The 10,065-nt window shown below is 66.9% G+C and carries 8 protein-coding genes; 3 read left to right on the forward strand and 5 right to left on the reverse strand.

Annotated elements, in window-relative coordinates; all coding sequences use genetic code 11:
- Positions 1 to 54: 54 nt before the first annotated feature.
- Positions 55 to 1,515: an MATE family efflux transporter gene (locus N5E02_RS04260; RefSeq protein ID WP_279945892.1), complete on the reverse strand. Its 1,461-nt coding sequence runs from the start codon at positions 1,513 to 1,515 to the stop codon at positions 55 to 57.
- Between the two features lie 62 nt (positions 1,516 to 1,577).
- On the opposite strand from N5E02_RS04260, the gene N5E02_RS04265 reads away from it, so the two are divergent.
- Entirely contained in the window at positions 1,578 to 1,817 is a 240-nt protein-coding gene (locus N5E02_RS04265; protein ID WP_053498135.1) for a hypothetical protein, read from the forward strand.
- A 9-nt stretch (positions 1,818 to 1,826) separates the two neighbouring features.
- On the forward strand, positions 1,827 to 2,234 hold the full coding sequence (locus N5E02_RS04270; RefSeq protein ID WP_005415742.1) for an RNA-binding S4 domain-containing protein: 408 nt from the start codon (positions 1,827 to 1,829) through the stop codon (positions 2,232 to 2,234).
- A gap of 38 nt (positions 2,235 to 2,272) precedes the next feature.
- On the opposite strand, the gene N5E02_RS04275 is transcribed toward N5E02_RS04270, so the two are convergent.
- The 4 genes from N5E02_RS04275 to N5E02_RS04290 form a co-directional block, all read right to left on the reverse strand.
- The gene (locus tag N5E02_RS04275; RefSeq protein ID WP_065178082.1) at positions 2,273 to 2,875 is read right to left on the reverse strand and encodes a DUF937 domain-containing protein; all 603 of its coding nucleotides are present in this window, start codon (positions 2,873 to 2,875) and stop codon (positions 2,273 to 2,275) included.
- A 107-nt stretch (positions 2,876 to 2,982) separates the two neighbouring features.
- Positions 2,983 to 4,494, reverse strand: a complete 1,512-nt coding sequence (locus tag N5E02_RS04280; protein WP_188248333.1) for a catalase — start codon at positions 4,492 to 4,494, stop codon at positions 2,983 to 2,985.
- Positions 4,495 to 4,815: 321 nt separating this feature from the next.
- Positions 4,816 to 7,407: a DNA mismatch repair protein MutS gene (mutS, locus tag N5E02_RS04285; RefSeq protein ID WP_005415745.1), complete on the reverse strand. Its 2,592-nt coding sequence runs from the start codon at positions 7,405 to 7,407 to the stop codon at positions 4,816 to 4,818.
- Between the two features lie 133 nt (positions 7,408 to 7,540).
- The gene (locus N5E02_RS04290; RefSeq protein ID WP_005415746.1) at positions 7,541 to 7,933 is read right to left on the reverse strand and encodes a barstar family protein; all 393 of its coding nucleotides are present in this window, start codon (positions 7,931 to 7,933) and stop codon (positions 7,541 to 7,543) included.
- Positions 7,934 to 8,289: 356 nt separating this feature from the next.
- Between N5E02_RS04290 and N5E02_RS04295 the strand changes: the two genes are divergently transcribed.
- On the forward strand, positions 8,290 to 10,044 hold the full coding sequence (locus N5E02_RS04295; RefSeq protein ID WP_065196533.1) for a ShlB/FhaC/HecB family hemolysin secretion/activation protein: 1,755 nt from the start codon (positions 8,290 to 8,292) through the stop codon (positions 10,042 to 10,044).
- The last annotated feature ends 21 nt before the right edge of the window (positions 10,045 to 10,065 follow it).

The raw sequence follows: 10,065 nt of genomic DNA on the forward strand, positions 1-10,065 counted from the left end.
GGCTGTTCTGCGATGCTTGCGGAGGGGTTTGAAGTTGCCGGCCAGCGGCCGGCACTACCGCAGCGGTGCGGCATCCGGGTCGGCCACCGGCGAGGGTGGGCAGGCGGGAATCTCAGAGGGCGTGGCCAGTTCTTCGGCATGCGAGGGCTTGCCCATCATCTTCGCCTTGCGCCAGCCACCCCAGCGGTAATACGCCAGCGACAGCAGCATCGACACCAGCGAGCTGACCGGGAAGCTCAACCAGATCGCATCGGCGCCCCAGTACGGCTGCAGCAGTTCGGCGAACGGCACGCGCACGCCCCACAGCGAGCCAGCCAGGATCAGCAGCGGCGGAATCACCGCGCCGGTGGAGCGCACTACGCCGGAGATCACGAAGCTGACGCCGAAGAACAGGAACGAGCCGATCACTACGTGGTTGAGGTGGCGCGCGACCTCCAGCGCTTGGCTGGCCGGTGGCAGGAACAGCGCCAGCAGCTGGCGATCGAACAGCACCAGCGGCAGGATCAACGCGCCGGTCAGCAGGAAGTTGAACAGCACGCCCTGGCGCGCGGTGCCGCGCACGCGATCCCAGCGCTGCGCCCCCACGTTCTGTGCGGCCATCGAAGAGCACGCTGCACCGATCGCCATCGCTGGCATCTGCAGGTAGTTCCACAGTTGCAGGGCAGCGCCGTAGCCCGCGCCGGTGTCGGTCCCGTACTGGTTGACCATGGTCATCAGCAGGATCACCGACAGCGAGATCAGCACCATCTGCAGGCCCATCGGCACGCCCTTGACCACCAGCGCCTTGAGGATGGTCATGTCGAGCTTGAACAGGCGCATGTCGGCGCGGCCCAGCCACAGGGTGTGGCGCTTGTGCCGCATGTACAGCAGCAGGCCGGCCAGCGACAGCGTCTGCGCGACCAGTGTGGCCCACGCCGAGCCGGCGATACCCAGCGCGGGAAACGGCCCCATGCCGAAGATCAGTACCGGGTTCAGCACGATGTCCAGCGCCACCGACACCATCAGGAAGCGGAACGGCGTGCGTGAATCACCGGCACCGCGCAGCGCGGCGGTGAGGAAGGCGAACGCGTACAGCGTCGGCATCGCCAGGAAGATGATCTGCAGGTAGGCCTCGGCCAATGGCAGCGAAGCGGCCGGCGTGCCCATCGCCGCCAGCAGCGGATGGGCCATGAACCAGCCGGCGAGGGCGATGATCACCGACAGGCCGATGAAAAAGGTGGCGCTGGTGCCGACCACGCGCCGCGCCTGCACGATGTCGCGCGCGCCGATCGCCTGGCCGATCAGGATGGTGGAGGCCATGCCGAAACCGAACACCGAGCCGATCAGGAAGAACATGATGTTGTTGGCGTTCGCGGTGGCGGTCAGTGCCGCCTCGCCGAGGAAGCGCCCGACCCAGACCGCGTTTACCGAGCCGTTCAGCGACTGCGCGATGTTGCCCGCCAGGATCGGCAGGGAGAACAACAGGAGATTGCGCCCGATCGGGCCGGAGGTCAGGTCAAGCGGTGCCTTGGCCATGGAGTGGTGATCGAATCCCGGGAGGCGCACACTAGCACCACGCCGGTTTGCGGGATGTGGCAATGCATCAACGACTGCAGGTGGAGCGGAGGCTGGCGCTGGCCTTGATCAGCGTCGTATTGGCCGCATGTTCGATGGACGACCGGCTGGGTGATACCCAGATCCGGCCAACCGACCGTCCCGAGTGTCTGGTCGGCAGCCAGCGCCAGGACCTGGCCTCCGGGGTGCGGCCATTGATCGGCGGCACCGGCTGCCGGGCCGACCCGGACAACCCGCGTCCCCTCAACAAGCCACTGGAGTAGCCTGCCCCCATGCCCGAGCTTTCCCCGCTGTCACCCAGTGTCCGCCTGGACATCTGGTTGTGGGCGGCCCGTTTCTTCAAGACCCGCAGCCTGGCCAAGCAGGCGATCGAGACCGGCAAGGTCAGCGTTGCCGGGCAGCGTCCGAAATCCTCACGCGCGGTGCGCGTGGGCGAACAGCTTCAGGTCGACCGTGGTGAAGAGCATTTCGAGGTCCAGGTGCTCGGCCTGAGCGATCAGCGCGGGCCCGCAGCGACGGCGCAGCAGCTGTATGCCGAGAGCGAGGCCTCCAAGGCGCGTCGTGCCGAACAGCGTGCGCTGCGCATCGCCGCGCGTGACGGGTTCCAGCCGCCGGAGCACAAGCCGGACAAGCGCGCGCGCCGGTTGATCCGCGCGCTGGGCGATATTGACGCGCTGTAAATGATGCGGCGCCGGACCGGGTCGGGCGCCCGCAGGCGTCAGCGCTTGCCGCCGAGCAGGCTGCCGCCGATCTTCAGCAGATCGCCCACGCCGAGCTGGCCGTCACCGTCCTGGTCCAGCAGGCTGCCGAGCAGGCCACCGGCAAGACCACCCTGTTGCTGCACGTGCTGCTTTTCCTGGCCAAGCGCCTGGCTGAGCGAGCCGGCATCGGCCTGGCCGCCACCGAGACGCTGGGCGAGGAAGGCCATCACGATCGGTGCGAGGATCTGCAGCAACTGGCTGGTGCGGCCGCTGTCCAGCTGGGTAGCCTGCGCCAGCCCGCTTTCGACCTTCTGCTGGCTGCCGCCGAAGATGTGGCCGAGGATGCCGGCGCCATCGCTGGCGGCACCACCGCCACCGCCACCCAGTACCGAGCCGAGCACGCTGCCCAGGTCCAGGCCGCTGTGGTTGTTCTGCAGTGCGCCGAGCAGCGCCTGTGCGCCCTGTGGCTGCGAGGCGTTGTTGCCCAGCGCGCCCATCAGCACCGGCAGTGCGGCGCTGATCGCACCGGAAGCCTGGGTATCGCTGATACCGAGCTGCTGGGAGACCTGCTGCAGCGGCGCGCCCTGCAGTTTGGCGAGAAGTTCATCGGTCAGGCTCATCTGCGGATTCCTTGATTGGGGTGGGGCGTGCAGAAGGTACGACGCGGACCGTTAAAACGGCGACGCCGCCTCACAGGGGGGCGGCGTGCCTTACACGGGGAGGGCGATCAGAGCTCGATGTCTTCCGCGCCCGGGGTCGCAGTAGGGAAGTCCGCTTCCGGTTGCGCCGGCTTGAACGGATCCGATGGCTGGCTGGCCAGCGCCTTGAGGGCTGCGGCGACGCCGGCACCGTAGGCCGGGTCGGCCTTGCTGCAGTTGTCGATGTGGCGCTGCTTGATGAAGTCCGGTGCATCGCCCAGGGCGCGGGCGGTGTTGGCGAACAGGCGGTCCTTCTGTGCCTGGTTGTAGCTGCGGAACAGCGCACCGGGCTGGCTGAAGTAGTCGGCGTCGTCCTCACGGAAGTTCCAGAAGTCGGCGTCGCCGCGGATCTTCATCGGCGGTTCGCGGTACTGCGGCTGTTCCTGCCACTGGCCGTAGCTGTTCGGTTCGTAATGCGGCAGGCCGCCGTAGTTGCCATCCACGCGCATCGCACCATCGCGGTGATTGCTGTGCACCGGGCAGCGTGCGGCGTTCACCGGAATCTGGTGGTGGTTCACGCCCAGCCGGTAGCGCTGCGCATCGGAATAGGCGAACAGGCGTGCCTGCAGCATCTTGTCCGGCGACGGGCCGATGCCCGGCACCAGGTTGCTCGGTGCGAACGCCGACTGCTCCACGTCCTGGTACCAGTTGACCGGGTTGCGGTTCAGTTCGAACTGGCCCACTTCGATCAGCGGGTAGTCGCTCTTCGGCCATACCTTGGTCAGGTCGAACGGATGGATGCGGTAGGTTTCCGCCTCCAGCTCCGGCATGACCTGGATGAACAGCTTCCACTTCGGGAAGTCGCCCTTCTCGATCGCGTCGAACAGGTCGCGGCCGTGGCTTTCGCGGTCATGGCCGACCAGGATCTGCGCCTGCGCGTCGGTCAGCGATTCGATGCCCTGCTGGCTGACAAAGTGGAACTTGACCCAGAAGCGCTCGCTGTCGGCGTTGGTGAAGCTGTAGGTGTGCGAGCCGAAACCATGCATGTGGCGGAAGCTGCGCGGAATGCCGCGGTCGCTCATCACCACGGTCACTTGCAGCAGGGCTTCGGGCAGCAGCGTCCAGAAGTCCCAGTTGTTGCGCGCGCTTCGCAGGTTGGTGTGCGGGTCGCGCTTGACCGCTTTGTTGAGGTCGGCGAACTTGCGCGGGTCGCGCAGGAAGAACACCGGCGTGTTGTTGCCGACCAGGTCCCAGTTGCCTTCTTCGGTGTAGAACTTCAGTGCGAAGCCGCGGATGTCACGCTCGGCGTCGGCGGCACCACGCTCGCCGGCCACCGTGGTGAAGCGTGCGAACATCTCGGTCTGCTTGCCCACCTTCTCGAACAGTTTGGCGCGGGTGTACTTGCTGATGTCGTGGGTGACGGTGAAGGTACCGAACGCACCCGATCCCTTGGCATGCATGCGGCGCTCGGGAATGATCTCGCGGTTGAGGTTGGCCAGCTTTTCCAGCAGCCACACGTCTTCCATCAGCAGCGGGCCGCGCGGGCCAGCGGTCTTGCTGTTCTGGTTGTCCACCACCGGTGCGCCGAAGGCCGTGGTCATCGGCGTGACCGGATCGTCGCCGTGCTTCTGCTTCGGCGTCGTGCTCAGCTCACGCTGCTGCTGGGCGCCTTCTGCCGGCGACGGAGCGGTGTGATACGGGCACTTGGGACTGTTGTTATCGGACTGGCTCATGGCTGGCTCCTGCGGGTGAAGACGGGGTGGAACATCTTCACTCGACTTTAGCTAGGGCCAGATGAAATGAATAATCGAATGATCCGTTCAGATTGATAGATTCTGTCAATTGAAACGCAAAATCGGATTTGCAGAGACTTTCAAGAGGCCTCCTGCATGGCAGCCGGAGGCCGTCTCTATGCGTTGCAGTCACAGCAGCGCTTTCAACCGGTACAGGGCTTCCAGCGCCTGCTTGGGCGTCAGTTCGTCCGGGTCGATCGCCGCCAGCGCTTCCTGCGCCTTGCTGGCCGGGGCGCTGAACAGGCCGAACTGCTGCGGCGCATCCAATGCCTGCGGCGCCAGCTCGGCGGCATGGCTTTCACCGCCGCGCTGCTCCAGCTCGGCCAGGCGCCGCCGTGCCTGCGCCACGGTAGTGCGCGGCAGGCCGGCCAGTGCGGCCACCTGCAGGCCGAAGCTGCGGTTGGCCGGACCGTCCTTCACCGCGTGCATGAACACCAGCGCTTCACCGTGCTCGACGGCATCCAGGTGCACGTTGGCAATGCCGCTGCGGCCGCCCTCGTGTTGTTCGTCGGCCAGCGCGGTCAGCTCGAAGTAGTGGGTCGCGAACAGCGTATAGCAGCGGTTCTGGTAGGCCAGGTGACGTGCGACCGCATCGGCCAGCGCCAGGCCGTCGTAGGTGGAGGTGCCGCGGCCGATCTCGTCCATCAGCACCAGCGAATGGGCGGTGGCGTGATGCAGGATGTAGCTGGTCTCGGCCATCTCGACCATGAAGGTCGACTGCCCGCGGGCGAGGTCGTCACCGGCGCCGATGCGGGTCAGGATGCGGTCGATCGGACCGATAACCGCACGGCTGGCCGGCACGAAGCTGCCGATGTGGGCCAGCAGCACGATCAGCGCGTTCTGCCGCATGTAGGTCGATTTACCGCCCATGTTCGGGCCGGTGATGACCAGCATGCGACGGTCGGGATGCAGGTCCAGGTCGTTCGGTTCGAACGGCTGCTCACGCACCGCTTCGACCACCGGATGGCGGCCACGCTCGATCTTCAGGCACGGTGCCGTTTCCAGTTCCGGCCGCGACCAGTCCAGCGCCTGCGCGCGCTCGGCGAAGGCGGCCAGCACGTCCAGTTCGCTCAGCGCAGCGGCGCACTGCTTCAACGGTTCCAGCTGTTCGCCGAGGGTGTCCAGCAGCTGCTCGTACAGGTATTTCTCGCGCGACAACGAACGGTCGCGCGCGGACAGCACCTTGTCTTCGAACGCCTTCAGTTCTTCGGTGATGTAGCGCTCGGCATTGGTCAGCGTCTGGCGGCGGGTGTAGTGCACCGGCGCACGGTCGGACTGGCCCTTGCTGATCTCGATGTAGTAGCCGTGCACGCGGTTGTAGCCCACCTTCAGGGTGGGAATGCCGCTGCTTTCGCGTTCGCGCTGTTCCAGATCGACCAGGAACTGGTCAGCATGGGTGGACAGGCGGCGCAGCTCGTCCAGCTCTTCATCGAAGCCGTCGGCCAGCACGCCGCCGTCGCTCAGCTTCAGTGGCGGCATTTCGGCAATGGCGCTGGCCAGCAGCTGCGCGCACGCGTCATGCTCGCCCAGCGCGGCGTGCAGGGCCTGCAGGCGCGGCGAGTCCAGTGGCGCCAGCACCTCGCGCACGGCGGGCAGCAGCCCCAGGCCATCACGCAGGGTGGAAAAATCGCGCGGGCGCGCCGATCGCAGCGCGACGCGGGTGAGGATGCGTTCCAGGTCGCCCAGGCGGCGGAACTGTTCGCGGATGTCGGCGTCGCTGCCGCGATCGATCAGGGTTTCCACCGCATGGTGGCGCTGCACCAGCACCTCGCGCAGGCGCAGCGGGCGGTGCAGCCAGCGCCGCAGCAGGCGGCCGCCCATCGGCGTCACCGTGCTGTCGAGCACGCCCAGCAGGGTATTGCGGGTATCGCCGTCGACGCGCGTATCCAGTTCCAGGTGGCGACGGGTGGCGGCATTCATCGCGATCGCCTCGCCAGCGGTTTCCATCGCGATCGAAGTCAGGTGCGGCAGGCGCTGCTTCTGGGTTTCCTCGACATAGCCGAGCAGGGCACCTGCGGCAGCGGTCGCGCGCGGCTTGTCATCGATGCCGAAGCCGCTCAGGTCATGCAGCTTGAAGAAGTTTAGCAGCTGGCGGCGGCCGCTGTCGGCGTCGAACAACCAGGGGGCGCGACGGCGCACGCCGGTGCGCTGGCGCAGGAATTCCGGCCAGTTCTCTTCGTCGGGCACCAGCAGCTCGGCCGGCTCCAGTCGGGCCAGTTCCGCTTCCAGGGCGTCGTCGGTTTCCACTTCGTTGACCAGGAAGCGGCCACCGGCCAGGTCGGCCCAGGCCAGGCCGTAGCCCTGCTTCGTGCGCGACAGCGCCATCAGCAGGGTGTCACGGCGCTCGTCCAGCAGCGCTTCGTCGGTGACGGTTCCGGGGGTGACGATGCGCACCACCTTGCGTTCGACCAGGCCCTTGGCCAGCGCCGGGTCACCGATCTGCTCGCAGATCGCCACTGACTCGCCCAGCGCCACCAGCCGTGCCAGGTAGCCCTCGTAGGCATGCACCGGCACGCCGGCCATCGGAATCGGTGCGCCGCCGGAGCTGCCACGCTGGGTCAGGGTGATGTCGAGCAGGCGCGCGGCCTTGCGCGCATCGTCGTAGAACAGCTCGTAGAAGTCGCCCATGCGGAAGAACAGCAGCAGGTCCGGGTACTCGGACTTGGCTGCGAAGAATTGCTTCATCAGCGGGGTGTGTTCGGCGGACTTGTCTTTGGACATGGGACTCGTGGATCTGGGCATCCGGCCACGCCGGAGGGCGGCCGCAGCGGAGCGGGTACAGGGCCGTCCATGGTAACTGCTGGGGCGCAGGGCTGCCGCCACCGGTGGCAGGCCGGTACGGCACGTAAAGGAGTCAGGCCGGGACCAGCGTGATCTGCCGGTGGCTGGTGAAAATCTCCATGACGATCTCGAAGTAGGTCGGGCCTTCGCCCCGTTGCAGGGCCTGCAGCTGGTGGGCAATGGCCTGCGTGTTGAAGCTGCCCGGTGTGTCCAGCTTTGCCTGCAGCCATTGGCGGGTGGTCTCCATGCCCAGGGCCTTGCGGCTGTGGGCAATATCGCGCCAGATCAGCGTGGCCTGCGCCTGGCCGGCCAACGCGCCATAACTGCCATGCAGCAGGTCGTCCAGCGCATCAAGGCTTGGCCCGAGCTGCCACGCCTCGCCAGCCATGAACACGCGGTTGATCTCCGCGTACAGGCTGGCGATGTCATCGATGGCGGCGCCTTCAATCTGTAGGACGATGGTCATGCGCCGACTGTAGCGTGACCCGCGCGCAGGGTGTGTGCGGCTGAACGGATTCGCTTTGCGGGCGTGGGCCGTGCACCGCATACTTGGCGGCTGCACTTCGCTGCACGGCTGTCGTGCAGCCGCATGTGCCGCTTTGCAGGTACGAGGCGAACGCTCGTTCCGCAACCTGCCAACGCTTTGCCGCGAGCCCTTGCACCGGGCTGACGCGCGCCCTGCGGAAATTCATCCTTCAGAAACTCCCGCGCCGGCCGATCTGTACTGCGGCATTGCGCCTGTCGCGCGATGCCGTGGCTGTCCATGGTGGCGCAGCCTCGGTTCACGTTCCTGCAGCACTGCGGCTGGCAGGACGATTTCGAATGGAACGTAGCGTGGAAACAGGGAAGAAGCACCCGGGGCCGAGGCTCCATCGTGGTTGGTCATTGATGCTCGCCGTTGCCGCATGGCCGGCGACCGCCCAGCAGGCCGGTGATCCCGCCGCGCAGGAACTGCTGCGGCAGCAGGAGCGCGAACGCGTGCTGCGCGAGCAGCAGGAACAACGTCCCGACGTCCGCCTGGAGCGGGACGCGCAGAAGGAGAGCGACCGCCTGCCGGCGCAGGAGCACCCGTGCGTACGCATCGATCGCATCGTGCTGGAAGGCGAAGACAGCCAGCGCTTCGGTTGGGCACTGGCGGCGGCCGACCCGACGGACGATCCGGCCACTGGCCGTTGCCTGGGAACCGAAGGCATCAACGTGGTGATGAAGCGTGTGCAGAACGCGATCATCGCCCGTGGCTATGTCACCACGCGCGTGCTGTCCGCACCGCAGGACCTCAACCAGGGCACGCTGGCGTTGTCGGTGGTGCCGGGCCGGTTCCGCGAGGCCGTGTTCTCCGACGCGCAGGGACGGCATCCGGTCCTCGCCAATGCACTGCCGATCCGCAGCGGCGGCCTGCTCAACCTGCGTGACATCGAGCAGGGGCTGGAGAACCTGCAGCGCGTGCCCACCGTCAGCGCCGACATCAAGATCGCGCCGGCCGACGGCGAGGGCGCGGCGCCAGGCCAGAGCGACCTGCAGATCGACTGGACGCAGCGCTCACCGGTGCGCGCCAGCGTCACCCTGGACGATGCCGGCAGCCGCGGCACCGGCAAGCTGCAGGCCAATGCCACGCTGTCATTGGACAATCCGCTGGGCCTGAACGAGCTGTTCTACATCAGCGCCGGCCGTGGCGTGTTCAACGGCCGCGGCAAGGACACCGACAGCTGGACCGCGCACTACGACGTGCCCTACGGCTATTGGCTGTTCGGTGCGACCGCCAGCGCTTACGACTACAGCCAGAACGTGGTTGGTGCCTTTGAAAGCTATGACTACAGCGGCCGCAGCCAAAACGCCGAAGCGCGGGTGGACCGGCTGCTGCTGCGCAATGCCAAGATCAAGTTCAGTGCCTACGCACGCGGCTGGCAGCGCGAGTCGAAGAACTACATCGACGATACCGAGATCGAAGTGCAGCGCCGCCGCACCGCTGGCTGGGAACTGGGCCTGACCCACAAGCAGTTCATCGGCACTGCCACGCTCGATGCCAGCGTGGCCTACCGGCGTGGCACGGGCGCCTTCCACGCACTGCGTTCGCCGGAAGAGATGGCGCAGTTGTGGAACCCGACGTTGCCGCTGGAAGGCACCTCGCGGATGAAGCTGATCACTGCCGACGCGCAGTTCAGCGTGCCGTTCCAGCTGGGCAGGCAGCGCCTGCGCTACACCGCCGCATGGCGGGCGCAGTGGAACCGCACGCCACTCTCGCCGCAGGATCGCTTCGCCATCGGTGGCCGCTATACCGTGCGCGGTTTCGACGGTGAAAGCTCGCTCAGCGGCGAGCGTGGCTGGTCGCTGCGCAACGATCTTTCGCTCGGTATCGGTGGCGGCCAGGAGTTCTACGTGGCTGCCGACTACGGCCGCATCGGCGGCCCATCCGCGCAGTGGCAGTCCGGCCATGACCTGGCCGGCATGGCACTGGGCCTGCGCGGCGGCTGGCAGCAGCTTTCCTGGGATGGCTTCGTGGGTTCGGCGCTGCGCAAACCCGCCCATTTCCCCACCGACTACACCACATTCGGCTTCAGCCTGGCCTGGCGCTACTGATCTGCCACAAGGACACGTGAC

The sequence above is a fragment of the Stenotrophomonas sp. GD03777 genome, assembly GCF_029842485.1.
GTDB classification, from domain to species: domain Bacteria; phylum Pseudomonadota; class Gammaproteobacteria; order Xanthomonadales; family Xanthomonadaceae; genus Stenotrophomonas; species Stenotrophomonas sepilia.

Excerpts from the sequence above, each read along its gene's own strand:
- N5E02_RS04260 (WP_279945892.1), bottom strand. The coding sequence starts at position 1,515 with ATGGCCAAGGCACCGCTTGACCTGACCTCCGGCCCGATCGGGCGCAAT.
- N5E02_RS04265 (WP_053498135.1), top strand. The coding sequence starts at position 1,578 with ATGCATCAACGACTGCAGGTGGAGCGGAGGCTGGCGCTGGCCTTGATC.
- N5E02_RS04270 (WP_005415742.1), top strand. The coding sequence starts at position 1,827 with ATGCCCGAGCTTTCCCCGCTGTCACCCAGTGTCCGCCTGGACATCTGG.
- N5E02_RS04275 (WP_065178082.1), bottom strand. The coding sequence starts at position 2,875 with ATGAGCCTGACCGATGAACTTCTCGCCAAACTGCAGGGCGCGCCGCTG.
- N5E02_RS04280 (WP_188248333.1), bottom strand. The coding sequence starts at position 4,494 with ATGACCACGGCCTTCGGCGCACCGGTGGTGGACAACCAGAACAGCAAG.
- mutS (WP_005415745.1), bottom strand. The coding sequence starts at position 7,407 with ATGTCCAAAGACAAGTCCGCCGAACACACCCCGCTGATGAAGCAATTC.
- N5E02_RS04290 (WP_005415746.1), bottom strand. The coding sequence starts at position 7,933 with ATGACCATCGTCCTACAGATTGAAGGCGCCGCCATCGATGACATCGCC.
- N5E02_RS04295 (WP_065196533.1), top strand. The coding sequence starts at position 8,290 with ATGGAACGTAGCGTGGAAACAGGGAAGAAGCACCCGGGGCCGAGGCTC.